Genomic DNA, 24,326 nt, shown 5'->3' with positions numbered 1-24,326 from the left:
CAGGAATCGATAGGCAGACCGCAAGGTCAGAAGCCCATTCTGGCTGACATGACGAACAATCGCCGCCAGTCGGTACGCTGCACCGGACGCGCCGGAGGTGCCGGCGCCGCGATCTACCGGGGAAAGCAGCAGATGAACCGAATCTCCCTCGCCGTTCTGGCCGCCGGGGCACTGATCCTGACTGTGGTCGGGTGCGGGTCCGACGACGCCGCCGATGCGAGCGGGCTGCGCAAGGGCACGCCGACCTCCAGCACGAGCGCGCCCGCCACCACCACAGCCGCCGCCTCCACCTCGACGCCCACGTCCGCCGATATCACCTGCGCGCAGTTCAAGACACTGGACGCCGACGGCGAGAAGAAGGCGATCGAGCAGATCCTCGCGGCCCATCCCGGCGGACCGTTCGAGGGCAGCCCCAACGTGGCGCTCAGCACGGCGAAACTGGTCTGCCTCGTGCCGAGCAACGGCGACAAGCCGGTCGCCGATGCCGGCGGGATGAAGCCGTAGGGTCCGCTCAGCCGAGCAGTGATTGCCAGTTCGCGGGTACCCGGGCGGCCGGGCCGGGGACGGTCTGGTCGGCCGGGTGGCTGGTCGGCGCGGCGAGCTCGGGACCGTCGCTGTACATCTCGCCGCTGGCGAAGTTGTAGAACCAGTCCTCGCCCGGTTCGTAGCTCTGCATGAACGGGTGCGCGGTGGCCTCGAAATGTTTCGTCGCGTGCTTGCTGGGGGAGCTGTCGCAGCAGCCGATGTGACCGCATTCGGCGCACCGGCGCAGGTGTACCCACCAGCCGTCGCTCGCGTCGCACTCGACACAACCGGCGCCACTCGGCGGCACGCTCGGATCGATTCCGGCTTCAGCCATCCTGACCTCCTGTAGTAGGTGTGCCCCCATCCTCCGCCGCCGGGTGTAACGGCAGGCGGACGATGAACCGCGTGTTGCCCGGCTCTGATTCGACCCGGATGTCACCGTTGTGCTTGTTCGTCACGATCCGGAACGAGATGTCGAGGCCGAGGCCGGTGCCGTCGCCGACCGGTTTGGTGGTGAAGAACGGTTCGAAGATGCGGCTGCGCGTCCCGTCGGGAATGCCGGGCCCGGTGTCTCCGATTTCGATTGCGGCGCAGTCGTTTTCCTTGAAGGTGCGGATCGTCAAGGTGCCCTCGCCGCCCATCGCGTAGACGGCGTTGTCGATCAGGTTGGTCCACACCTGGTTGAGTTCGGCGGCGAAGCAGGGAATCGGCGGCAGGCTGCGGTCGTAGTCCTTCACCACGTCGACGCCGTCACCGAGTTTGCGGTTGAGCATCACCAGCGTGGAATCGAGCAGCTCGTGCAGGTCGACGACCTGATACGGCGCGCGGTCCATCTGCGAATACTGTTTGGCCGCGCCGACGAGGGTGGAGATGCGGGTGGTCGAGTCGAAGATCTCGTTCATCAGCAACTCGGTCTCGATGGTGTAGTTCAGCCAGCGCACGGCACCCTCGAACACCGGCGCCTTGCAGGCTTCCAGGGTCGCGTGCACGCCCTCGAGCCAGTCGGTGTCCAGGCCCGCCTGCACGAAGGTAGGTGCCAGATTCCAGCCGTCGGCGACGCCGCGCTCTTCGAACCAGTCGGCCAGCGCGTCCTCGCGATCGGCCGCTTCCAACGGGCTGAGGTCGGGTGCCTTGGCGACCTGGTCGGCGGCCTGTTCCTGCATCTCGACGAGCTTGACCAGCGCGTCGGCGGGGAACTTGCCTTCGGCCATCATCTTCAGCTTGTGCCGCATCCCGGCGACGCGTTCGCGCAGACCGGAGGTGGCGCGCACCGCGGCGGCGGCGGGGTTGTTGAGCTCGTGGGTGAGTCCGGCAGACAGCGAACCGAGGGCGAGCAACCGTTCCCGTTCGGCGATCCGCTGGCTCGACTTCTGCCCACCGAAGAACGCGCCCTCGAGCAGGTGCACGGCCATCGGGAACCACTCGTGCATGATCCTGGCGAAATCGCCCGCGTCCATGACCAGGAACCGGGAGCGGCGCAGCACGTACATCGAGCCGTTGTAGTCCTGCTTCGCGCGGTCGCCGAGATAGGCCATCCAGGCGCCCGCGTATACCCCGCGATGGTCGGTGCGGTTGGTCTCGATCTCCACTCCGCCGGACAGTTTTGTCAGCCGCACCTCGCCGTCGATCAGCACGTAGAAGCAGGTGGCGGGATCGCCCTCGCGGTACACCGGGCCCGGGTCGACGTACTCGATGCGCCCGATGACACACAGCTCGGCGAGCTGGGATTCGTCGAGCTTCTCGAACAGGAACAGCGTGCGCAGTTCTTCGGGATCGCAGATCAAGGAACTCACCTCCTAGGCGGTCTGTCTGGGCATGATCGGGCGGCCTGCGTGAGTACGCTCCGCTACCGCCTCCGGCCGCTGACCTCTCATGCCAGGTACCGGTGGACGAGCATGACCGCCATCGCGCCCTCGCCGACCGCCGAGGCGACCCGCTTGGCGGACTCGGCGTGTACATCGCCCGCGACGAACACGCCGGGGACGCTGGTCTCCAGGTGTTGCGGTGGTCGCGGTAGTTCCCAGCCGGGTGGCCGGGCGCCGTCGATCATCAGGTCCGGTCCGGCCAGCACGTATCCGGCGGCGTCGCGGGTGACGACGCCGTCGAGCCAGCCGGTCTGCGGCGCGGCGCCGATGAACAGGAACAGTCGTTGGGCGTCGACTTTGTCCTCGGTGCCGGAGCTGTTGTCGCGCAGGATGATCCGTTCCAGGTGAGTGTCGCCGTCGACGCCGACCACCTCGGTCTCGGTGTGCACGACGATGTTCGGGATCCCCGCGATCTGCTGAACGAGATAGTGCGACATCGACCGCTCCAGCGAGTCGCCCCGAACCACCAGATGCACGCGACGAGCGTTGCGCGACAAGAACACCGCGGCCTGACCGGCGGAATTAGCCCCGCCGACGATATAGACCTCCTGCTCGGCGCACTCGGCCGCCTCGGTCATCGCCGACCCGTAATACACACCGCGCCCGGTGAATTCGTCCACACCCGTGGCCGGATGACGTCGATAGTCTACCCCCGTGGCGATCAGAACCGTATGCGCGCACAGCTTTCCGCCATCGGCGAACCGCACCGTGCGCGCCGAACCGTTGACCTCTAGCGCGACCACATCGCGTGTAGTGATGATCTCCGCACCGAACTTCGCCGCCTGCCTGCGCGCCCGATCCGCCAGCTGCGACCCCGACACCCCATCCGGGAATCCGAGATAGTTCTCGATCCGCGAACTCTGCCCCGCCTGCCCGCCGGTGGCAGTGCGCTCCACCAACACGGTGCGCAACCCCTCCGACGCGCCGTAAACCGCCGCACCGAGCCCGGCAGGCCCGCCACCGACCACGATCAGATCGTAGAAATCCCCACTCGGTTCGACCGTGAGCCCGACATTTTCGGCCAGCTCGCTGTCGGTCGGCTGAATCAGCGCCGTACCACCGGCCGTGATCACCACCGGACAGGTCAGCGGATCGGCCCCCGCCGCCTCCAGCAACCGGGTCCCCTCCGGCTCGTCGACCGGATACCACCGATACGGCAACTGATTGCGCGCCAAGAACTCTCGCACCTGCGAAGACCGCGGCGACCACCGGTCGCCGACCACCTTGGTCTCGTACACCGGCCGCTGCTCGGCACTGCGCCACACCTCGAGCAACCCGTCGATCACCGGGTACAGCTTCTCCTCCGGCGGGTCCCACGGCTTGAGTAGATAGTGATCGAGATCGATGACATTGATCGCGTCGATCGCCGCGTCGGTATCGGCGTAGGCGGTGAGCAGTACCCGCCGCGCGTAGGGGTGCAGATCCATCGCCTGCTCGAGGAATTCGATCCCGTCCATGCCGGGCATCCGGTAGTCGGCGATCAGTACCGCCACCGGCTGGCCGCGCAGCTTCATCTCCCGCAGCGCCTCCAGCGCCTGCTGCCCCGATTCGGCCCGCAGAATCCGGTAGTCGGCGCCGTAGCGGCGGCGCAGATCGCGCACGACCGCGCGGGAAACGCCGGGATCGTCGTCAACGCTCAAAATGGCCGGTTTGGTTACCGAGGGAGTGCTCACCCGATCGAGTATCCCCCTGCTGTGCGGTAGCCGTCAGAGCTGGTGGTGCAGGACCAGGTCGAGCTCACTGGGAGTGAGCAGGCGTTCGAGGCGTTCCTCGCGTTTGAGTCGAGTCCCCCGCGGCACGAACACACTCGGGAGCGAGCCGTCGGGTCCGATGCTCGGTAGGAGCGGGACCTCGTTGATGTGCCTGCGTGGCAGGAGTGAGCGCAGTTTCACGGCCGATCACCTCGGGTTTGACGACGGGAACGCTGGAGGCTGAGCTGCGTAGATCAGCAAACGTCGGTAGCGAGAAGTTTGCCAGCATGTCCGAGTTGGTGCAAGCGGGACAAGGTGGACACGGCGAGCCAACCGTTCGGCGGCCTGCTCCGTCGCAGGCCACCCCGGTTTTGTGAGATTTGCTGAGCGGCTATTTCCAGGCGGGCATGGTGACAACCTGTGCCGCGTAGGACAGTCCGGCGCCGAAGGCGATCAGCAGCGCGGTGTCACCCGGCTTCGATTCGCCCTTGCGCAGCAGCGCCTCCATGGCGAGCGGCACCGATGCTGCCGAGGTGTTGCCGGAATCCTCGATGTCGTTGGCGAGCGCGCAGTGTTCCGGCAGCTCGAGCACCCTGGCCATGATCTCGATGATCCGGCCGTTGGCCTGGTGCGGGATCATCGCGTCGAGGTCGTCGGTGGTCAGGCCGGCGCGGTCGATCGCGTCGCGGCAGACCTTCTCCAGCGAGTGCGCGGCCCAGCGGAACACCGCGGTGCCCTCCATCGTGAGGTAGGGGCGCACCGCGTCGGTGCCCTTCTCCTCGATCTCGGCGAAGAACTCCGCCCAGTCCTTGGACTGGCGGATGGCGTGGTGCTGGGTACCGTCCGAACCCCAGACGGTCGGGCCGATGCCCTGCTCGGCCGACGGGCCGACGACTACCGCGCCCGCGCCGTCGGCGAAGAGGAACGCCGTCGAACGGTCGGTGAAATCGATGGTCTCGGTGAGCTTCTCGACGCCGACCACCAGCACGTGGTTCGAGGTGCCCGCGCGGACCAGGTCCGATGCCATCCCCACGGCGTGACAGAACCCCGCGCAGCCCGCCGAGATGTCGAAGGCGGCCGAGCCGGTCATGCCGAGCTCGGTGGCGATGCGCGGACCGACGGACGGGGTGAGGACCAGGTTCGTCGACGTCGCCACGATGACGCAGTCGATCTGATCCACCTGCACGCCCGCGGCGGCGATCGCGTCGCGCGCGGCGGCGACGCTCATGAACTGGATGGTTTCCTCGGCCGAGGCGAAGCGTCTGGTGTTGATGCCCGAGCGGGTGCGGATCCACTCGTCGCTGGAGTCGATCGGCCCTGCGACCTCGTCGTTGGTGACCACCCGGACGGGGCGGTAGACACCCAATCCGAGGATCGCGGTGTGCTCAGCACCCGTCGTCTGGGCGATTCGAGCAGCCATTGTGTGTCTCCTATGTACCTGTCAACCTGCGGCAGCACCGCTGGGTGTACCCGAAGCATCGAAATCTGTCCCTCATCGCCCGTGACCCGCGCGTAGACAGCATGTGAACGCTGAGACATGAGGCATCCTCATATTAGCGCGCCCGGCCGCGATCCGAGTGCCGATTGTCACAAGAGGGCGGGCGGCCAACGGCCACGGGTGCTTGCCCCGGGATTCCCGTAAGGTGTGATCGCTCGTAGTCATCACACGAAAGAGGGAGCCCGTGGCACGCCGCCCCACCCCGCCCGGCACGCCCGATACCACCGGCGTCGGACATGTCGTCGACTTGGTGCGGGCCGCTGTACCCCCGCTACATCCCGCCGGACTGCCGTTCGTCGCGGTGCCGTTGGCGGTGGCGGTCATCGGCGGACGCAATAAATGGGTGCGCCGGGCCGGTTTGGCCTCGGCCGCCGCCTGCGCCGCCTTCTTCCGGCATCCGCACCGCGTGCCGCCGAACCGGGCGGGCATCGTGGTCGCGCCCGCCGACGGTGAAGTGGCATTGGTCGACACCGCGGTGCCGCCCGCCGAGCTCGGGCTCGGCGATCAGCCGTTGCCGCGCGTCAGCATCTTCCTGTCGGTGCTCGATGTGCACGTGCAGCGCGTTCCGGTGTCCGGAACCGTGCGCGAGGTGCTGCATCAGCCCGGCAAATTCCTCTCGGCCGATCTGCCGGAGGCCTCCGACGCCAACGAGCGCAACAGCATGGTCATCGACACCGCCGACGGTAAGCAGGTCGTCGTGGTGCAGATCGCCGGGCTGCTGGCCCGGCGCATCGTCTGCGATGCCCGCGTCGGCGACCTGCTCACCATCGGTGACACCTACGGCCTGATCCGGTTCGGATCCCGTGTCGATACGTACTTCCCGGTCGGCACCGAACTACTGGTTGCCCCCGGGCAGCGCACGATCGGGGCCGAAACCGTCCTGGCTGTGCTGGGATGATCGAACAGGCTCGTAAGCGTCCCCGCTCGGTACGGCTGCTGCCGAGCGTCGTCACGATCCTCGCGCTGTGTGCGGGCCTGTCGGCGGTGAAGTTCGGACTCGACGGCGAGCTCGGTATCTCCTTGGCGATGGTCGGCGCGGCCGCCGTGCTCGACACCCTCGACGGCAGGCTCGCGCGCATGCTCGACGCCACCTCCAAGATGGGCGCCGAACTCGATTCGCTGTCGGACGCGATCTCCTTCGGTGTCGCGCCCGCGCTGGTCATCTACGTGACCCTGCTCGACGGCTACAGCGCGGGCTGGATCGTGGCGCTGTTGTTCGCGGTGAGCCTGGTCCTGCGCCTGGCGCGCTTCAACACCCTGCTCGATGACGATTCCCGCCCGAACTGGGCGCGCGAATACTTCGTCGGCGTGCCAGCGCCCGCCGGTGCGTTGATCGCGCTGGTGCCGATCGCGTTGAAGGTGCAGTTCGGCGACGGCTGGTGGGACGGTTTCGCCTTCGTCGCCGCGTGGACGGTCTTCGCCGCGCTGCTGTGTGTGAGCACCATCCCGACGCTGGCGATGAAGTCGGTGTCGGTGGCACCGCAGGCCGCGGCGGGTCTGCTGGTGCTGACCGCGCTGGCCGCCGCGCTGCTGGTGACCTATCCGATCGTGCTGCTGCTGATCTTGGTGGCGTTGTACCTGGCGCACATTCCGTTCGCCTGGCGGTCGGCGCGCTGGGTGGCCGCGCGGCCGGAGACCTGGCAGCACAAGCCGGCTGAGCGGCGGGCGCAGCGGCGGGCGCAGCGGCGGATGCCCGCTATTCGTCGACCGGCGATCCGTGGTTCCGCGCGGCTGCGGTTGCGTCGTCCGCGCAACGACGACTAGGCCCTCGCCGAGCTGACCGGTTCTTGCCGACCCGGCCGCTGCCTCGCGAGACGGCGCCCACATCACGGCAAATGGTCGGGGCCGCGGCGGTACCGTCTATGGCACTGAAGCTGCGCGAAGGGGTACAGGGTGGAATCCGACGGCGTCGCCGAGTTTCTGGAGCATCGGCCGCGGCTGTTCTCGCTCGCATACCGCATGTTCGGGGCGGCGAGTGAGGCCGAGGACGCCGTCCAGGAGGTCTATCTGCGGTGGGCGCTCGCCGATCGTGGGGAGATCGCTAATTCCGAGGCGTGGTTGACGACCGTCACCGTGAATCTGTGTCGTACACAGCTTGTTTCGGCACGGGCAAGGCGTGAGACCTATGTCGGGCAGTGGCTGCCGGAGCCGGTGCCGACCGGGGGTGGTGCGCTCGGTCCGCTGGGGACCGTCGAGGAACGTGAGTCGGTGTCGCTGGCCGTGCTCACCGCGATGGAACGGCTCAGCCCGATCGAGCGCGCGGTGTTCGTGCTGCGTGAGGCATTCGGTTACTCGCATGCCGAGATCGCGGAGATGCTCGAGCTCACCGTGGCCAACACCCAGCAGATCTTCCATCGGGCCGGGCAGCGGGTGCGGACCGGCAAACAGCGCTTCGTGGTGTCGGCCGAGCACGCGCGCACGATGATCGAGAAGTTTCTGCAGGCGGCGTCGACCGGCGATGTGGACGGACTGCGCGAACTGCTCGCCGATGACGTGGTGTCGGTGGCCGACGGTGGCGGCCGGGTGGTCGCGGCCAAGGTCCCGGTGGTCGGCGGCGACGTGGTCGCGCGCTACCTGTCCAAGCTGCGCCGCTTCCTCACTCCCACCTCGCGGTTCGAGTTCGCCGAGATCAACGGTGACGTGGGTCTGATCCTCGTCCAGGACGAGGTCACGACCGGCGTGCTGGTCTTCGACTTCGACGAGGCGGGTGCGATCGCGGCAGTTCGCACGGTCGTGAACCCGGTCAAGTTGACCGCCGTGACGGCGTGAGAGCCGCGCCGATTCGCCCGGTCAGGCACCTGGCTCGGCCGTGCGGAGTGGTGTGATCCAGATCACTTCTAGAACCTGTCAGGAACTCGGGGGCTGATCGGTCTGGTGTGTGTAGGCATTTCGAGAGAAGGAGCCACACCATGACCGGTCAGCATCGGATCGTTGTCCTCGGCGCCGGGTACGCGGGACTCACCGCGGCCCGCGCCCTCGCGAAGAAGACTCGCGACACCCAGATCACCGTCGTGGACGCCCGCGCCGAATTCGTGCAGCGGGTGCGTCTGCACCAGGCCGCCGCAGGCCAGTCGGTCAAGCGCCTCGACCTGCAGAAGTCGCTGGGGCGCAAGGGCATCGAGTTCATCCAGGCGCGGGTCACCGACCTGGATCCGGACCGCAAGCTCGTCGCCGTCGACGGTGAGTGGACGCTGCACTACGACACCCTCGTCTACGCGCTCGGTAGCCAGGCCGACCGCCGCGCCGTGCCCGGTGCGGCCGAGCACGCGAAGTTCGTCGCCACCGCCGAGGATACGACGGAGCTTTCGGGTCAGATCGTCATCGTCGGATCGGGCCCAACCGGCATCGAGCTGGCCACCGAACTCGCTGAGTCACATCCGGATTCGCGGATCAGCCTGCTCGGCTCCGAAGATCCCGGTGCCTGGCTCTCGCCGCGCGCGCACCAGTTGATCCGCGCCGCGCTCACCCGGCTCGGCGTCGAAATCCGTTCCGGCGTCAAGGTTGTCGAGGTTCTGCCCGATGCTGTCCGGCTCGCCGACGGCACGCTGGTGCCCGCTGCGACCACCGTCTGGGCCACCGGTTTCACCGTCCCCGATCTGGCTCGTCGGGCGGGCCTCGAGGTCGCCGCCGACGGCCGTATCCGCACCGATGACACCTTGCGCTCGGTGTCGCACCCCGATGTCTATGCCATCGGCGACGCCGCGTTGATGGTGGGCGTGGACGGCCGGGCGCTGCGGATGGCTTGCGCGACAGCCATTCCCGCCGGGCAATACGTGGTCGGCGCGATCGCGGCCAGGGCACGCGGTCGCGAACCCGAGCCGATGAACGGCCGCTACGTGGCACAGTGCATCAGCCTCGGCCGTCGGGATGCGGTCTTCCAGGTTGTCAAGGCCGACGACACCCCGACGAACACGGTGCTGACCGGTCGTGTCGGTGCGGTCGTGAAAGAACTGATCGTGCGCGGCACTGCCTTCACGGTGGGGCTGCGATAGGCCGATCGGACCCGGCGTCATCGTGCGATCGGGTCTCGCGGAATCGGCATACCGACTGGCGGACCGCGTTTTGCACGATTACGCCGGGTCGGCGTCATCCGGTGACGGTTTCACGCCGCCGGGGTCGAGCGAGGCCGACCAACGTCCACACCCAGGGTGCGATCGCGATCAGGATGAGCATGCCGAGCCACGGCAGCCGCCACCACCAGCGCAGATCCTGCTCGAGCACCGTCGTCGGCTCGGTCAGCGGTCGCGCCGTCGACGACCACACCACGAACGCGTCCCCGATCGGCAGGAGTCCGAAGGCGTACCGCTTGGAGCCGGGCAGGCTGACCGGCAGCCCGAGCAGTTCGCCTTCCGCGCCGATTGCGGACGCCAGATCGCGATCACCGTGCACGCGGGCGGCGCCTTGGGCGACAACCGTGGCCGAAAGGCTGATACCGGCGACCAGCGGACCCGAGTCGACATCGCCACTCCCGTCGACACCCTTCGGGTACTCGCGCAGGGCAGGGCCGAAACCGCCTGGATAGGCGAGGAACTGGTCGCGGTAGCGCGAGTACTGACTCGTCGCGAACGCCGGATCGATCTCGGGGAGGAACCGGTGGATGGCGGTCTGCGAGGTCGCTCTTGCGCCGGTCATCAGCGATCCGTCCGACGGTGCAACCTGGTGCGGAAGTAGCCCGGTGGCGGGGTCGAGGCGGGATTTCGCCTGCTCCAGCCAGCGATCGATCACCGCCGTGTAGTCCGCTCCGAACAGCTTGTCGTGCAGGCGAAGCGACGCGATGGCGACGGTGGAATCGACCGGCCACGCCTGGCCCGGATAGGCCTGGAGAAAGGGCGTTTCCGCGGCCGCGAACGCCTGCGCGATCTCCGAACTGTGCGTGGCGAACCGCCGCACCTCCGCGGTATCGGTGTCGTCGAGCGACAAGATCGCTGCGCGCAGCCAGTTGGTCCAACCCGCGAAGAACACCCCGAACGTGGGCCGCAGCGCAGGGCTGAAAATCGCCTTGCCCTCGTCGGACTCCAATCGTGCCAGCGCCCACCGTGATTCGCGGAGCGCCGCGGCGCGCAGCCCGGAATCGGTGTGCGCGGCCTGCACCCAGGCGAGACCGTAGAGCACGTTCGAAAAGACGTAGCCCTCCGGAAACAGTTCTTGCGCAGCCGTATCCGATCCCTCGTCGAGCGCTTCCCGCACGAAGGCCAATTGCCGCTCTGTCGACCCTGGCTGTTCGTCGAGTCCCGGTTGCGGCCACAGCAGTCGTCCGGCGCCGACCAGGCACGCCAGCGTCACGACGATCCCCACCACGCGCGGCGCCCAGCGCCGAATACTCCCCATGGCGCCACTCTGCCAGGAATTTGCCGTCAACCAATCGTTGACGATCTTGCATCGTCAACCTATGGTTGACGCATGAGCACTCCGAACTTTCGCCTCGACGACCTCATCGACGGCATCAAGAAGGCCCGCCCCGACAATGTCCTCGACCAACTCTCCGACGCGGTGGTCGCCGCCAATCACCTCGGCGAGACCGCCGACCACCTGATCGGACACTTCGTCGACCAGGCCCGCCGCTCCGGCGCCTCCTGGACCGACATCGGCGCCAGCATGGGCGTCAGCAAGCAGGCCGTGCAGAAACGATTCGTGCCGAAGGGTCCGAGCGACACGGCCGCCATGGACCCCCAGGCCGGTTTCGCCAAGTTCACCGACCGGGCCAGGCAGGTCGTCGTCGGTTCGCAGGAAGCCGCCCGCGCCTCGGGGAGTGGTCAGATCGCGCTCGGGCATCTGATTCTCGGACTGATCGGCCAGCCGGAAGGTCTGGCGGCCAAGGAGATCGTCGCGCGGGGTGTCGCGCTGGACGCGGTGCGCGATGCCGCGACCGCCTCGCTGCCCGCCGCCGACGGTGAGGTGCCCGCCCTCATTCCGTTCGACGGTGACACGAAAAAGGTACTCGAGCTCACCTTTCGCGAGGCGCTGCGGCTCGGCCACAACTACATCGGTACCGAGCACATCCTGCTGGCTCTGCTGGAACAGGAGAACGGCACGGGCGTACTCAGCGGTCTGGGCCTTGACAAGGCCGTCGTCGAGGCCGAGCTCGTCGAGCTGCTGAATCAGTTCCTGGCGTCGGTGCAGGACGACTCGGTGTAGAGCCGGCATGAGCGGCGGTCGCGCCCGGTATGTCCTGCGCGCCGGGCGCGACCTTGCACTCTCGCCACCCGAGTGCTAAAAATGGCTTGGCACTCGTGACTGTTGAGTGCCAGGTCGGGACGGTGAGATCGGGTTCCATCGACACCCTCGGTCGTCCGTCGCGGGCACCTCCTGGCCAGCGTACTTTGGGGCGATCCAACCTGTGGTCGTCTCGTGTGTCAGCCATAGACATGTGGAGGATCTCAACGCAATGGCCAAGACAATTGCGTACGACGAAGAGGCCCGTCGCGGTCTCGAGCGGGGTCTGAACGCCCTCGCCGACGCTGTCAAGGTGACGCTGGGCCCGAAGGGTCGCAACGTCGTGCTCGAGAAGAAGTGGGGCGCCCCCACGATCACCAACGATGGTGTTTCCATCGCCAAGGAGATCGACCTCGAGGACCCGTACGAGAAGATCGGCGCCGAGCTGGTCAAGGAAGTCGCCAAGAAGACGGACGACGTCGCGGGCGACGGTACGACCACCGCCACCGTGCTCGCCCAGGCGCTCGTGCGTGAAGGTCTGCGCAACGTCGCGGCCGGCGCGAACCCGCTCGGCCTGAAGCGTGGCATCGAGAAGGCCGTCGAGGCCGTCACCGCCAAGCTGCTCGACACCGCCAAGGAGATCGACACCAAGGAGCAGATCGCTGCTACCGCTGGTATCTCCGCGGGCGACCCGGCCATCGGCCAGCTCATCGCCGAGGCGATGGACAAGGTCGGCAAGGAAGGTGTCATCACCGTCGAGGAGAGCAACACCTTCGGGCTCCAGCTGGAGCTCACCGAGGGCATGCGCTTCGACAAGGGCTACATCTCCGGTTACTTCGTGACCGACCCCGAGCGTCAGGAAGCGGTCCTCGAGGATCCGTACATCCTGCTCGTCTCGTCCAAGATCTCGACGGTCAAGGACCTGCTGCCGCTGCTGGAGAAGGTCATCCAGGCCGGCAAGCCGCTGCTGATCATCGCCGAGGACGTCGAGGGCGAAGCCCTGTCGACCCTGGTCGTGAACAAGATCCGTGGCACCTTCAAGTCTGTCGCCGTCAAGGCGCCCGGCTTCGGTGACCGTCGCAAGGCCCAGCTGGCCGATATCGCCATCCTCACCGGTGGCGAGGTCATCAGCGAAGAGGTCGGCCTTTCCCTGGAGACCGCCGGTATCGAGCTGCTCGGCACCGCGCGCAAGGTCGTCATCACCAAGGACGAGACCACCATCGTCGAGGGTGCCGGCGACGCGGAGGCCATCAAGGGCCGCGTGGCGCAGATCCGCGCCGAGATCGAGTCCTCTGACTCGGACTACGACCGTGAGAAGCTGCAGGAACGTCTGGCCAAGCTGGCCGGCGGCGTCGCGGTGATCAAGGCCGGTGCCGCTACCGAGGTCGAGCTCAAGGAGCGCAAGCACCGCATCGAAGATGCCGTGCGCAACGCCAAGGCCGCCGTCGAAGAGGGCATCGTTGCCGGTGGTGGCGTCGCGCTGCTGCAGGCCGCCCCCGCGCTCGACGGCTTCAGCGGTCTGACCGCTGACGAGGCGACCGGTGTCAACATCGTGCGCGTCGCGCTGTCGGCTCCGCTCAAGCAGATCGCCTTCAACGCGGGCCTCGAGCCCGGCGTCGTGGCCGAGAAGGTCTCCAACCTCCCCGAGGGCGAAGGCCTGAACGCCGACACCGGTGTCTACGAGAACCTGCTGGCCGCCGGCGTTGCCGACCCGGTCAAGGTCACCCGCTCGGCCCTGCAGAACGCGGCCTCCATCGCCGCGCTCTTCCTCACCACCGAGGCCGTTGTCGCCGACAAGCCGGAGAAGTCCGCCCCCGCGGGCGACCCCACCGGCGGCATGGGCGGCATGGACTTCTGATCTCCTGATCAGCAGTTCTACGCAAGTCACGAAGGCCGGTCCACCACACGGTGGACCGGCCTTCGGCATGAAATAGGGGAGTGAACGTGGCGATCGTCCACACGGTCCGCAAGTACTGGTTGTTCTGTGTACTGATGGGGATAATTTGCGGCTGGGTGATTCTGTCGGGTCTGCTCGATCTGGCCGACGGCACGGTCACCTGTCACGACTGGAGCCCCCTCGTCCTGGATTTCACCAGCTATGACATGGCCCCAGGCGATAACTCGTGCGCGATGTCGAAGTCCGGCGCCAACTACGCGGACGTGAAGATGATCAACAATGTCCTTGACTCGGTGCGGGTCATCATCGGTGCGGTGATGTTGTGGATAGGTTGTTCTGCCATACGTGACTTGGCCAAGAAGGACTACCCGAGCGAATAGATCGACCTGCGCGCGAGGTCAGCCGACCGGGGTCAACCGCAGGCGCTCCGCCAGCTCGTTGAAGATGTAGAAGTTGGGGATGGTGCTGACGGGGGCCAGTGACATCCAGACGCCGGAGAGTTTGATGCGGATGTGGCCGCTGCGGGCGTCGATGAGCTGGATGTCTTCCCAGGGGAGGGCCTCGCCACGGAAGGTGAGGGCCTCGAGGGAGAGGGCTAGGTCGCCGAAGGGGACTGTTTCGCCGTTGTCGATGGCGGCTACCGCGGCGGGGAGTTGGGTTGCGGTGACGGCGGATTGGATGGCGCGAGCCCATTCGCGGGCGCGGGCGAAGCCCTCTTCGTCGACGGTCGCTTCCACGCCGCCGGGGCCGGACAGTTCCAGCAGGTAGGCGACGGGGGTGGTGTCGTGGAAGGGGATCTCGTGCTGACGCACTTCGGTACTGTCCCAACGGAATCCGGCCACCCGCTGACCCGAGCGGTAGACGGTGACGCCGTGGTCGAACAGATCGATGCGGGCGGCGCGGTTCTGCCGGTTGATCACGCCGCGGCGCAGTGCGAGCAGGACGGGCGCGGCCGCGATCACGAGCAGTGCCACACCGCCCTGCCATCCGCCGACCGCGGCGACGATCACGCCGATGGTGGCGATACAGCCCGCGACGATGCCGCAGCCGCGTACGAAGGTGTCGTCGGCGGGAGTGGCCAGAAAGGTGTCACGGTGCGCGCCGAGGTGCTGATACTCCGCCATCAGGTGTATCAGTTGGGTCAATGGCACCGCGTGCCTACCTTCGGCTACGTCCTCCGGCCTGTTCGGAGTGATCACTCGTCCCTCCATGAGGCGTCTTCATCCGCGGCGAAGCGTATGCGAACCAGCGGAATATTGCCACCGGTACGGTACGGAAATTCTGGCCGCGACCGGGCCGAATGGTTCAGCCGATGGCAAAAGCGACGAAGAATCCCGCCGCAGTGGCCATCCCGACCCACCAGCCGCCTTCGCGGTAGGCCTCGGGGATGAGCGAGTCGGCCAGCACCGCGATCGTCGCGCCGCCCGCGAAGGCTTGGACCGCGCTGATCGCGGTCGGTGACACGGAATCGGCGAAACCGTTGCCCAGCACCGTCACTGCGACGAGCGCCGCGGCCGTCACCGCCCACAGCGCGAAGGTTCGGCCCGCCTCGAACCCGTGCTGCTCGCGCATGAGTACCGCCCCGCTGAGCGCTTCGGGCACATTGCCCGCCGCGATCGCGACGAGCAACACGAATCCGCCGCCACCGCTGAGGGTTACGCCCAGCGCGAGGTTCTCCGGCACGCCGTCGAGCACGGTCCCCAGCAGCAACGCCCAGCCGATCGCGGCAGGCCCGAGCTTGTTCTCGATGAGGTGATTGGCGACAACGTAAACCCCAGCGCCTGCGAACAGCGCGCTGCCCGCGATCAGTGCGCCGTCGCGATGGAAGGCGGGTGCGAACAGCTCCTCCGATATCGCCGCGATCATCGTGCCCGCGCCGAACGCCATCATCGCGGCGAGCACGGCCTTCGGCAGCGTCCACCGCAGCCCCACCGCCACGCCGATCAGCAGCGGCACCGCGGTGCCGAGTCCGTAGAGCAGGGCGGTTGACATGAACGGAGCCTATTCGGCTGTCCTGCTGAGGACGGTGAACGCTGCTCGCCCGTGTCCGATCGGGCGCCACCCGAGAACGACTGCCGAAGGCTCGTGGCGGCGCCGACTAGGGTGGTTGACGTGTTGTTTCTGGACGAAGGCGAGCCCACCGCACCGGCGGTCGTGTTCCTCCACGGCATTCCGGGGTCGGTCGACTGGTTCGCGGCTGTCGCCGAGCGGATGGTCGCCGACTTTCGCGTGATCCGGATCGATATGCAGAAACTCGGCGTCGACGACGACTTCAGCGCGGTGGCGCGTACGGCCCCGCTCATCGCGCTCCTGAACGACCTCGACCTCACCGACGTGACGGTGGTCGGGCATTCCTTCGGCGCCGAGATCGCCCTGGAACTCGCGGCTACCTCGAATCGTGTTGCCCGCGTCGTGGTCGTCGGCCAAGCGCCGGACTACCAGGCTGCCAGGATCCCGGCCATCGCGAAATGGGTTGTCCGCCCGTGGTCGGTCCGATTGGCGCAACGGTGGACACCCGGAACCGTGATTCGGCTGGGGAGCCGCCCGTCCTTCGCCCGGCGGTTCCGCTACGACTCGGCGCCGGGCTTGGCCGACGCGCTGGTCCGCGACTTCCGCGCAGCCCTGCCCGCCGGACTCGCCTACGCGGTGGGCGCCCGGGTCGACGACTTCGCCGCGGGACCTCTCGATTCCCGCGTACAAGCCCTGGAACAGCCGGTTCTCGCCATCCACGGCCGCTACGACAATCTCTACGACAGCACCGAAACCCTCGCCCGCTACGCCGCGGCGGGTGCCGTCACCCACCTCGTCGAACACGCGGGCCATTCGCCCCAGGTCGAGCAACCGGACGAATTCGTCTCCGTCCTGGGCGAATTCATCAGATCCCACTGACGGCCGAAACCACGAACGTCCCCGGTGTGCCCTGCGCCCCCAGCGGCCCGCCCTTGTCGAACTGCGAGGACACGATCAGCGCCTTCTCGCCCGAATGCACCATCGTGGTAGGAACATTCAGCGCCGGATCGTGGAATTCGCCGGTACGGGTGGCGGTGGCGCCATTGTCGGCGAGGGTCCAGCGGCTGATGGTGTTGTCCAGGTTGTGAACTATCCACAGGGTGTCCCCGCGCAGATCCAACCCGTCGCCATGGCGTGCATCGCCGCCGGTCAGCGCTACCTTGCGGATCGATTCCGGGCCGCCGGTCAGGTCGATGCGGTACAGCTCGGCCGCTGACATGGCGACGACGAGCAGATATTCTCCGGCCGGGTCGGCGACGATTCCGTTGAGCTCGAACACCTTCGGGTCGCGCGACCCGAGCGTGGCGGTCAGGTCGTAGGCGACGGTCAATTCGTCACTGTCGGCACCGATGATCGCCCGGTAGACGACATTGCGCATGCTGTCGGTCAGGTAGGCGGACCCATCCGGCCCGAAATCGAGATCGTTGACGAATCGTGGCGCGTCACCGGGCACATCGAACTTCGCGAGCAATGCGCGTGACCCGGTGTCGTAAACACTCACGCCCACACCGGAATCGATTACCCACAGCCGACCGCTGCGATCGACCTTCACGCCGTTCGCCGTCTTCCTGCCGTCTGCGCCCGCGGGCAGGAAGACCTCGGCGCGCGAGGCGTCGGCACCCGCCCGATACACCGTTCCGTCCGCGAACGACCCGACGTAGGTGTCACCGTTACGCGCGTCCAAGGCGATGCCCTCGGGGTACACGGCGTTGCCAGGCAGCTCGTAAGCGGTGCTCAGCGTGGGTACGGCGGGCGAGGTCCCGCATGCGGTCATGGCAAGGCAGGCGGTGGCGACAGCGATGGTTCGCAGCATGATGAAGCCTCTCAGTGATGTAATGCCAAACATCAAGCAATAGGCAGTAATGTAAATTAGAGTCGTTATGATCGTCAAGGGCATTACGAAGTGATGGGCGGATACCATGCAACCCATGACGTCCATGTCCGCCGCCGAGAGACTCGGCACGTATATCAAGCGCGCCGAGCAAGCCCTGATCGCGACAAAGACGGCCGCGCTGAAACCGGCCGGACTGACCGTCGCGCAGTACAGCGCGCTGATGCACCTCGCGGAGAATCCCGGCATCTCGGCCGCGGCTCTGGCTCGCCTGGCCGGCGTCACCCCGCCGACGATGAACACTGTCCTGACCAACCTGCAGGAGCGCGGCTTGGTGGACCGAACCCCGCACGAGTGGCACAAGAACGTGCTGGAAACCCGCCTGACCGAGGCGGGACGCTCGGTGATGGCCGATGCCGACACCCGCGCGATCGCGGTGGAGCGCGCCGTGGCCGATCGATTCACCGAGGCCGAACTGGCATCGATGCAGGAGCTACTCACGCGCAGCGCGCGGGCCCTCGACGAGATCCGCGACAACCTGCCGTGACGAAAAGAGCCCGCCGGGAAGTTCCGGCGGGCTCAGGCGGCGATCGGGGTCAGCGCTCGGCGGCGACCTTCACCTTGTTCAGTGTCTGCTGCATTCCCGAGATCAGGTCGGCCTCGAACTGCTGTTCGCCACCCATGGCGACCTTGATCGTCTTCTGCAGCCAGCCGGGCAGGCCCTTGGCGTCGACGGTGCGGGTCTCGACGACGCGGGTGCCGGTAGCAGTCGGCTCGAGCTCGTAGGTCCAGACCGTGCGGTTCTCGTTCATCCGGAAAGCGAACGCCTTGTTCGGCTCGAAGCGCACGATCCGCGAGGTGGTCGGGTAGATTTTCCAGCCGACCTTGTTGACGTTGACGGTGAACGCGCCGTCGCGGACGCCACCGACCGCGACCATCTTCACCGTCGTCGGGCTGAACTCGGGCATGCGGCGCAGGTCGGACAGCACCGTCCAGACCTTTTCCGGCGATGCGGCGATGTCGATACTGGCTTCGAGAGTGTTCGGCAACGGTGCCTCCGGGTACGCGTGACAGACGGTCACGCACAGCATAGGGACCATGACATCGCCCGACGTCCACCCGTGGTCGGATTTCCCCGAATCGGGTGCCACACATCGGTACACTCGCGTTTCACATATCGGTCGTGCCGGGTGGGTTGGCCCCGTCGAGACCGAACTTCTCGGGTCTTGTGCTCAATGCCAAAAAATTCTAGAAAATTCCTTTAAAACACCCACGCTTCACATTGGCGGTCGGTATCGTCCGAGACGGCAAATGGCCGGTGACAACGAAGTCACAAAACATCGACTTGGAGTGACACATGCTTTACAACATCACCGAAAACAGCAGTGGCAGTGCGGACAGCAATCTTCTGACGCTGCTGCTCGGCCTGCTCACCAGCTCGCTCAGCACCGGTTCGGTACAGGGCTCGGGCAACTGAGCCGACAATAGCCAACTTTCGGCTAACGCGCGGTTGGCCGAATGGGCACCCGAAGGGCCTGATCCATGACGAGGGGATCAGGCCCTTCGGTATTGTCAGCGACAATGTCACAGGATGCGAATACGGGACGAATGTATGCCGGGCAACCCGTAGAGGACCGGCAACGCCAGCGGCGTGCGCGTTTTCTGGAGTCAGGCCTGACGGTCTTCGCGCGCGACGGGTACGCCAACAGCTCGGTCGGGGCCATCTGCAAGGACGCCGGACTATCGTCACGGCAGTTCTACGAGGAGTTCACCGGCCGTGAATCCTTGCTGCTGGAGCTGTACGAGCAGATCGACCGACATTCGCGCGAAGCGGTGGCCACCGCGCTCGAGGACAAGTCCGAGGCGACCGTGCTCGAGCAGATCGACGCGGCCGTGCGGGCTTACGTCGAGTCGATCGGCAACGATCCGCGTAAGGCGCGGGTGGCACTGGTCGAAGTGGTCGGCGCCGGACCCAAGGTCGAGAAGTTCCGCCTCGAATTGCGACGTGTCTGGGGATCGCTGCTGGCCAGCGCCGCCGAGGACGCGGCAATGCACGGCGAAATCCCCGCCGGCGACTACGAATTGCGGGTGCTCGCGGTCATCGGCGCGGTGAACTATGTCGTCGACGGCTGGAGCGGCAGCGATCCGCGCCCGCCCCTCGACGAGGTGATCAAGGTGCTGAGCCGGGTGATCCTTGGCGCGGTCGGGGCTTGATGGCGCGGGTCGAGATCGTCGAGATCCAAGTACCCGACGGCAGCACCCTGCCGGTGCGCCTCATCCCGGCCACCGGCGCCCACCGGCATCCGGTCACCCCCGACGCACCGCGCGCGGTCGTGGTCATCGTGCCCGGCCTCGCGGTGCCCGGTGAGTTCTACGAGTACTTCGCCCACCGGCTGGCCGCCTGCGGATTCGACGTCGCCATCGGCGAACTTCGCGGTCAGGGCGAGAGCACCCACCGACCCGATGGCGAAAGTACCTACGGCTACCACGAATTGGTCTCGGTGGACTTCCCCGCGATGCTGGCCGCGGTGCGCACCCGATTCCCCGCCAGCACCCCGTACCTGCTCGGTCACAGCATGGGCGGCCAGCTGGCGGCGATGTACGCGGCCAGGGTGCGTGGCAGGCTCGGCGGCCTGATCCTGGTCGCTTCCGGCACACCGTATTTCCGTGGGTATCGCGGCGTGCTCGGGCCCGGCATGCTGGTCGGCACCGCGGCGGTGGCGGTGGCGTCGAGCCTGGCCGGATTCTGGCCGGGGGACCTACTCGGCAAGCGCGCGTACGGCAGACAGTCCAAGGTGCTCATGTCGGATTGGGCCAGGCTTGCCCGCACCGGGCGCTTCGTGCCCGTCGGAGCCGATATCGACTACGACGAGCGGATGTCGCGGCTGAAGTTCCCGGTGTTGTCGATCACGATCGCCGGTGACGACCTGGCACCGCAGACCTCTGCCGACCATCTGCTGAGCAAACTGCCCGGTGCCCAGATCGACCGGTGGTTCCAGCCGGAGGCCCTGGGGCACAACGGCTGGATCACCAATCCGGACTCCACGGTCGACGCGGTGCGGCTGTGGTTGCGCGACCGCTGACGGCTCAGGCCGAGCGGCGGCCCTCGATCAGCATCTGGATGAAGAACTCGTAGACCAGCGCGGACAGGTACGCCGACTGTTTGTTGTCGGCGGCACCGCCGTGACCACCCTCGATGTTCTCGTAGTACCAGACGGTGCGATCCTGAGACTCCAGCAGCGCGGCCATCTTTCGCGCATGGCCGGGATGAACCCGGTCGTCGCGGGTGGAGGTGGCGAGCAGGATCGGCGGGTACTGCTTGCCGGTATCGGTGTTCTGATACGGCGAGTACTCGCTGATGTAGGCCCATTCCTCAGGCTTGTCCGGGTCGCCGTACTCGGCGACCCACGACGCACCGGCCAGCAGCAGGTGGTAGCGCTTCATATCCAGCAGCGGCACCTGGCAGACGATGGCGCCGAACAGCTCCGGGTAGCGGGTGAGCATCACGCCCATCAGCAGGCCGCCGTTGCTGCCGCCGATCGCGCCGAGCCGGTCTGGGGTGGTGATGCCGCGGGTCACGAGGTCGCGCGCGATGGCGGCGAAATCCTCGTAGGCGCGGTGCCGGTGCTCTTTCAGTGCGGCGGTGTGCCATTCGGGGCCGTACTCGCCGCCGCCGCGGATGTTGGTCACCACATAGGTGCCGCCGCGCTCGAGCCACGCCATGCCGGTGCCGCCCAGATAGCCGGGGGTCTTGGAGATTTCGAAGCCGCCGTAGCCGTTCATGATCGTCGGGCCGGGCGTGCCGCGACGTTCTCGATGCCGAATCACGAAGTAGGGCACCGCGGTTCCGTCATCAGACGTGGCGAAGAACTGCTCTGTCTCGATGCCGGTGGCGTCGAAGTAGCTCGGCGCCTGCCGCAACGTCACCGCCGGTTCGCCGATCGCGCTGCTCAGCAGTGTGGTGGGGGTGGTGAAACCGGTTGTGGTGAGCATGAATTCGTCGCCGCCCTCGAGCGGGTCGAGATTGGTCACCGAGGTGGACGACATGGCGGGGACGTCGGTGAGTTCGCTGGTAGTCCAGCCGTCCGGGCCGGGGGTGAGCACCCGGAAGCCGGTCTGCACGTCCTGCAGCGTGGACAGGATCAGGTGATTCTCGGTCCATCCCCAGCCATCGAGTGAAGTGTGCGCGTCGGGGGTGAACAGCGCCTCGAATTCCCTCGCACCAGCGAGGAAGTCGTTCAGATCGGTGACGAGCAGGCTGCCGGGCGGGAAGGTGGTATCGCTCGGTGTCCACTCGGTCTTCAAGCGCACCAGCAGCCAGTCGCGATACCAGTCGACGTCCGCGTCGGTCGGCGTTTCGATCAGGCGCCACTCACCGTTGTCGAGCAGCGACACCTCACTGTTGAAGAAGTCGGTCGAACGGGTCAGGTAGTGCCGCTCGTACCCGGGGTGGCGGTCGTACCCGACGCCGATCGAGACATCGCTGGCCTTGCCTTCGTACACCGTTTCGGCAGCGGACAATTCGGTGCCGCGCCGCCAGCGCTTGGCGATGCGCGGGTACCCGGAATCGGTGAGCGAGCCCGGTCCGAAATCGGTGCCGACATAGACGGTGTCGGCGTCGATCCAGCTGATCCGCGACTTCGCCTCCGGCACGAAGAATCCGCCGTCCACCGGTTCGACGAATGTCCTTGTGGTCATGTCGAATTCGCGCTCGACAGTGGCGTCGGCACCGCCGCGCGACAGGTGGATGATGGCGCGTTCCTGCGAGGGCCGCAGCACCGCGGCGCCCGCCCACACCCAGTTCTCGCTGTCGGCCTCGGCCAGCGCGTCCACATCGATCAGCACATCCCACTCGGGGTCACCGGTGGCGTAGGACTCGAACGTGGTCCGCCGCCACAACCCGCGCTGATGCTGCGCGTCGCGCCAGAAGTTGTACAGCCACGGCCCGCGCCTGCCGGGGTAGGCGATCTTGGTGTCGTCGTCGAGCATCGCGAGCATGCGACGCTCCAGATCGGCGAATCGGTCGGTCGCCGCGAACCGCTGCCCGACCACCTCGTTGCGGGCGCGCGCCCAGTCCAGCGCGCCCTCGTCGGTTACGTCCTCGAGCCAGAGATAGGGATCGGTCACGTTCTCTTCAACGCCGCTCATCCCCACATTGTTGCCGATGTGAGAATTGTCTTCGCCTGTCGGGCGCGCTGTGGACTACCGCCGGGTCACCAGTAGTGAGCGACGTCGACGACCACGCGGGTCGGGTTGTCGAGGGTGCTCACGCGGAACGGCAGGCGGGCGCGCACGCCGAGACCGATCGTGGACTGGCCTTCGAACGAGACCGCCCAGGCGAGCTGGCGCAACGTTTGATAGCCGTTGACGTTCGCGAGTTCGGTGCGGTCGGCGGGGCGGTAGGTCATGTTGCCCGCGTCGTCGTAAGCGGGCGCGTTGACTGTCACCTGGAGGAACGCGCCACCGCGCAGGGGGACGGGGGCGCCGGAGCCGTCCTCGGTGACGGTGTCGACATAGCGCACCAGGTAGCCCGCCGACGGGCCCGCCAGGTCGACGACCATGCGATCGAAGCACTCGTGCCTGCCCGCCCGCACGGCGGTGAGGGTGGCCGGGGAGTACTTCGGATTCGACTTGTCCTGCGAACCCCAGACGAGCCCGCAGTAAGACGGAGTGGCGGCCGCGGGCAGCGTCGAGAGGCCGACACAAGCGGCGAGGGTGGCGAGGAGGACGAGGAAGCGACGCATGTCGCACCGCCTTTGATCAGGGCCTTGGGCTAGCGGAGAAGTACCGATATATCGAATGAATCAGACTTCGCGTTAGCGTCGGTCCGGTGTCGAATGCGCCGCGAAACGTAGGATCGCAGGTCACGAATCAACCGGAGGTGGATGTGTTCCTGTGGGAGCAGCACTGTTGTCTGCCGTTGCGGCACACGGCGCGCGTCGCCGAACTGGCTCGGTACCCGCTTGGGTCGTATCTGTCGGTGAACGTCGGGTACTCGGCGCAGACCAAGGACGATTCGCTGGCCCTGCTGCACCGGTTCCGGGACGAGGCGGGGGCCGATCCGCGGTTCCGGCTGGTCGACCGGGTGGGCGATATCGGCGCACCCGAGGTGATCTCGCTGGCCTTCGATCTCGAGGATTCCAGGCCACTCGACGGCGATCTCGACACTGTGGAACTGTTCTACGACCTCGGTGTGCGTTCGCTGCTGCCCACCTACAACCATGCGAACCCGGCCGGCTGCGGTTGCCTCGACACCGATGACACCGGGCTGACCGGCTACGGAAAAGACCTGGTGCGCAAGCTCAATGCGGTCGGCATGTTCGCCGACGGCTCGCACTGCTCCCGCCGCACCGGCCTCGACATCGCCACCCACACCTCGGTCCCGATGATCTACAGCCACTCCAATTTCGCCGCGCTGTGCGAACACCCGCGCAATATCACCGATGAGCAAGCGCTGGCCTGTGCCGCCACCGGCGGGGTGATCGGCATCAACGGCGTCGGCATCTTCCTCGGCCGCAACGCGCCCGCCGCGCGAGCCGAGCGGGTCGCGGCGATGGCCGACCAGATCCGATACGGCGTCGACCTGGTGGGTATCGACCACATCGGAATCGGGTCGGACTACTCGTTCGACGGTCAGGAATTCAACGACGAGATCCGCGACAACCCCGGCGCGTTCTCCGATTCCTACACGAAGTGGGGCCCACTCCAGCGGACCCCACCCGAGGACCTCCTCGGCGAATCCGAGGTACCCGGCCTGGACGACCTCCTCGCCGACCGAGGATTCACCGCCGCCGAGCGCGAGGCCGTCTTCGGCGGCAACTTCGCCCGGGTAGCAAGCCAGGTCTGGCGCGCCTGA

25 protein-coding genes are annotated in these 24,326 nt (G+C 66.9%); 13 read left to right on the top strand and 12 right to left on the bottom strand.

Features of this window, described 5'->3' with window-relative positions; genetic code table 11:
* Positions 1-48 precede the first annotated feature (48 nt).
* Positions 49-504, top strand: a complete 456-nt coding sequence (locus ACQHI0_RS26090) for a hypothetical protein (protein ID WP_427904427.1) — start codon at positions 49-51, stop codon at positions 502-504.
* Positions 505-511: 7 nt separating this feature from the next.
* Here the strand turns inward: ACQHI0_RS26090 and ACQHI0_RS26085 are convergent, their stop codons facing one another.
* From ACQHI0_RS26085 to ACQHI0_RS26065, 5 genes are all read right to left on the bottom strand, one after another.
* On the bottom strand, positions 512-859 hold the full coding sequence (locus ACQHI0_RS26085) for a UBP-type zinc finger domain-containing protein (RefSeq protein ID WP_427904426.1): 348 nt from the start codon (positions 857-859) through the stop codon (positions 512-514).
* Positions 852-2,318: an ATP-binding protein gene (locus ACQHI0_RS26080; RefSeq protein ID WP_427904425.1), complete on the bottom strand. Its 1,467-nt coding sequence runs from the start codon at positions 2,316-2,318 to the stop codon at positions 852-854. The genes ACQHI0_RS26085 and ACQHI0_RS26080 overlap by 8 nt, the downstream gene beginning before the upstream one ends.
* Positions 2,319-2,395: 77 nt before the next feature.
* The gene (locus ACQHI0_RS26075; protein WP_427904424.1) at positions 2,396-4,063 is read right to left on the bottom strand and encodes an FAD-dependent oxidoreductase; all 1,668 of its coding nucleotides are present in this window, start codon (positions 4,061-4,063) and stop codon (positions 2,396-2,398) included.
* A 33-nt stretch (positions 4,064-4,096) separates the two neighbouring features.
* Complete coding sequence (locus ACQHI0_RS26070) at positions 4,097-4,282, bottom strand: hypothetical protein (RefSeq protein WP_427904423.1); 186 nt, start codon at positions 4,280-4,282, stop codon at positions 4,097-4,099.
* A 190-nt stretch (positions 4,283-4,472) separates the two neighbouring features.
* Positions 4,473-5,501: a beta-ketoacyl-ACP synthase III gene (locus ACQHI0_RS26065; RefSeq protein ID WP_427904422.1), complete on the bottom strand. Its 1,029-nt coding sequence runs from the start codon at positions 5,499-5,501 to the stop codon at positions 4,473-4,475.
* A gap of 262 nt (positions 5,502-5,763) precedes the next feature.
* On the opposite strand from ACQHI0_RS26065, the gene ACQHI0_RS26060 reads away from it, so the two are divergent.
* From ACQHI0_RS26060 to ACQHI0_RS26045, 4 genes are all read left to right on the top strand, one after another.
* Complete coding sequence (locus ACQHI0_RS26060; RefSeq protein ID WP_427904421.1) at positions 5,764-6,477, top strand: phosphatidylserine decarboxylase; 714 nt, start codon at positions 5,764-5,766, stop codon at positions 6,475-6,477.
* On the top strand, positions 6,474-7,343 hold the full coding sequence (locus tag ACQHI0_RS26055) for a CDP-alcohol phosphatidyltransferase family protein (RefSeq protein ID WP_378916512.1): 870 nt from the start codon (positions 6,474-6,476) through the stop codon (positions 7,341-7,343). The genes ACQHI0_RS26060 and ACQHI0_RS26055 overlap by 4 nt, the downstream gene beginning before the upstream one ends.
* Before the next feature lie 129 nt (positions 7,344-7,472).
* Positions 7,473-8,348, top strand: a complete 876-nt coding sequence (locus tag ACQHI0_RS26050) for an RNA polymerase sigma-70 factor (RefSeq protein WP_427904420.1) — start codon at positions 7,473-7,475, stop codon at positions 8,346-8,348.
* Positions 8,349-8,488: 140 nt separating this feature from the next.
* Positions 8,489-9,571: an NAD(P)/FAD-dependent oxidoreductase gene (locus ACQHI0_RS26045; RefSeq protein ID WP_427904419.1), complete on the top strand. Its 1,083-nt coding sequence runs from the start codon at positions 8,489-8,491 to the stop codon at positions 9,569-9,571.
* Between the two features lie 94 nt (positions 9,572-9,665).
* Here the strand turns inward: ACQHI0_RS26045 and ACQHI0_RS26040 are convergent, their stop codons facing one another.
* Positions 9,666-10,907 carry a hypothetical protein gene (locus tag ACQHI0_RS26040; protein WP_427904418.1) on the bottom strand — a complete coding sequence of 414 codons (1,242 nt, stop codon included), beginning with the start codon at positions 10,905-10,907 and terminating at the stop codon, positions 9,666-9,668.
* A gap of 72 nt (positions 10,908-10,979) precedes the next feature.
* Between ACQHI0_RS26040 and ACQHI0_RS26035 the strand changes: the two genes are divergently transcribed.
* The 3 genes from ACQHI0_RS26035 to ACQHI0_RS26025 all read left to right on the top strand — a co-directional run bounded on the left by ACQHI0_RS26035 (position 10,980) and on the right by ACQHI0_RS26025 (position 14,009).
* Complete coding sequence (locus ACQHI0_RS26035; RefSeq protein WP_427904417.1) at positions 10,980-11,714, top strand: Clp protease N-terminal domain-containing protein; 735 nt, start codon at positions 10,980-10,982, stop codon at positions 11,712-11,714.
* A 250-nt stretch (positions 11,715-11,964) separates the two neighbouring features.
* On the top strand, positions 11,965-13,590 hold the full coding sequence (groL, locus tag ACQHI0_RS26030; protein WP_266294031.1) for a chaperonin GroEL: 1,626 nt from the start codon (positions 11,965-11,967) through the stop codon (positions 13,588-13,590).
* Positions 13,591-13,670: 80 nt separating this feature from the next.
* Positions 13,671-14,009: a hypothetical protein gene (locus ACQHI0_RS26025; RefSeq protein WP_427904416.1), complete on the top strand. Its 339-nt coding sequence runs from the start codon at positions 13,671-13,673 to the stop codon at positions 14,007-14,009.
* A gap of 18 nt (positions 14,010-14,027) precedes the next feature.
* Here ACQHI0_RS26025 and ACQHI0_RS26020 read toward each other — a convergent pair whose 3' ends face one another.
* Together ACQHI0_RS26020 and ACQHI0_RS26015 are read right to left on the bottom strand one after the other, a co-directional pair.
* Positions 14,028-14,828 (bottom strand): DUF6585 family protein, encoded by an 801-nt coding sequence (locus ACQHI0_RS26020; RefSeq protein WP_427904415.1) that lies wholly within the window; start codon positions 14,826-14,828, stop codon positions 14,028-14,030.
* 106 nt (positions 14,829-14,934) lie between these two features.
* Positions 14,935-15,621, bottom strand: coding sequence for a ZIP family metal transporter (locus tag ACQHI0_RS26015; protein WP_427904414.1), 687 nt, complete (start codon positions 15,619-15,621; stop codon positions 14,935-14,937).
* 120 nt (positions 15,622-15,741) lie between these two features.
* Here ACQHI0_RS26015 and ACQHI0_RS26010 point away from each other — a divergent pair, with 120 nt between their 5' ends.
* Positions 15,742-16,518 (top strand): alpha/beta fold hydrolase, encoded by a 777-nt coding sequence (locus ACQHI0_RS26010; RefSeq protein WP_427904413.1) that lies wholly within the window; start codon positions 15,742-15,744, stop codon positions 16,516-16,518.
* Here the strand turns inward: ACQHI0_RS26010 and ACQHI0_RS26005 are convergent.
* Positions 16,505-17,536, bottom strand: coding sequence for an SMP-30/gluconolactonase/LRE family protein (locus ACQHI0_RS26005; protein ID WP_427904412.1), 1,032 nt, complete (start codon positions 17,534-17,536; stop codon positions 16,505-16,507). The two genes, ACQHI0_RS26010 and ACQHI0_RS26005, sit on opposite strands and share 14 nt — an antisense overlap.
* Positions 17,537-17,567: 31 nt before the next feature.
* On the opposite strand from ACQHI0_RS26005, the gene ACQHI0_RS26000 reads away from it, so the two are divergent.
* On the top strand, positions 17,568-18,017 hold the full coding sequence (locus ACQHI0_RS26000) for a MarR family winged helix-turn-helix transcriptional regulator (RefSeq protein ID WP_427904411.1): 450 nt from the start codon (positions 17,568-17,570) through the stop codon (positions 18,015-18,017).
* Positions 18,018-18,066: 49 nt separating this feature from the next.
* On the opposite strand, the gene ACQHI0_RS25995 is transcribed toward ACQHI0_RS26000, so the two are convergent.
* Positions 18,067-18,519: an SRPBCC family protein gene (locus ACQHI0_RS25995; RefSeq protein ID WP_427904410.1), complete on the bottom strand. Its 453-nt coding sequence runs from the start codon at positions 18,517-18,519 to the stop codon at positions 18,067-18,069.
* A gap of 532 nt (positions 18,520-19,051) precedes the next feature.
* Here ACQHI0_RS25995 and ACQHI0_RS25990 point away from each other — a divergent pair.
* Positions 19,052-19,684 (top strand): TetR/AcrR family transcriptional regulator, encoded by a 633-nt coding sequence (locus tag ACQHI0_RS25990; RefSeq protein WP_427904409.1) that lies wholly within the window; start codon positions 19,052-19,054, stop codon positions 19,682-19,684.
* On the top strand, positions 19,684-20,553 hold the full coding sequence (locus ACQHI0_RS25985) for an alpha/beta hydrolase family protein (RefSeq protein ID WP_427904408.1): 870 nt from the start codon (positions 19,684-19,686) through the stop codon (positions 20,551-20,553). Before ACQHI0_RS25990 ends, ACQHI0_RS25985 begins: the two co-directional genes overlap by 1 nt.
* A gap of 4 nt (positions 20,554-20,557) precedes the next feature.
* Here the strand turns inward: ACQHI0_RS25985 and ACQHI0_RS25980 are convergent, their stop codons facing one another.
* Both ACQHI0_RS25980 and ACQHI0_RS25975 read right to left on the bottom strand, forming a co-directional pair.
* On the bottom strand, positions 20,558-22,618 hold the full coding sequence (locus ACQHI0_RS25980; RefSeq protein WP_427904407.1) for a prolyl oligopeptidase family serine peptidase: 2,061 nt from the start codon (positions 22,616-22,618) through the stop codon (positions 20,558-20,560).
* A gap of 65 nt (positions 22,619-22,683) precedes the next feature.
* Positions 22,684-23,214 (bottom strand): AMIN-like domain-containing (lipo)protein, encoded by a 531-nt coding sequence (locus ACQHI0_RS25975; protein WP_427904406.1) that lies wholly within the window; start codon positions 23,212-23,214, stop codon positions 22,684-22,686.
* 137 nt (positions 23,215-23,351) lie between these two features.
* On the opposite strand from ACQHI0_RS25975, the gene ACQHI0_RS25970 reads away from it, so the two are divergent.
* The gene (locus ACQHI0_RS25970; protein ID WP_427904405.1) at positions 23,352-24,326 is read left to right on the top strand and encodes a dipeptidase; all 975 of its coding nucleotides are present in this window, start codon (positions 23,352-23,354) and stop codon (positions 24,324-24,326) included.

Origin of the sequence: Nocardia sp. FBN12, assembly GCF_050320175.1 — a bacterium.
Lineage (GTDB): Bacteria > Actinomycetota > Actinomycetes > Mycobacteriales > Mycobacteriaceae > Nocardia.
This window is presented reverse-complemented; position numbering and strand designations above follow the sequence as displayed.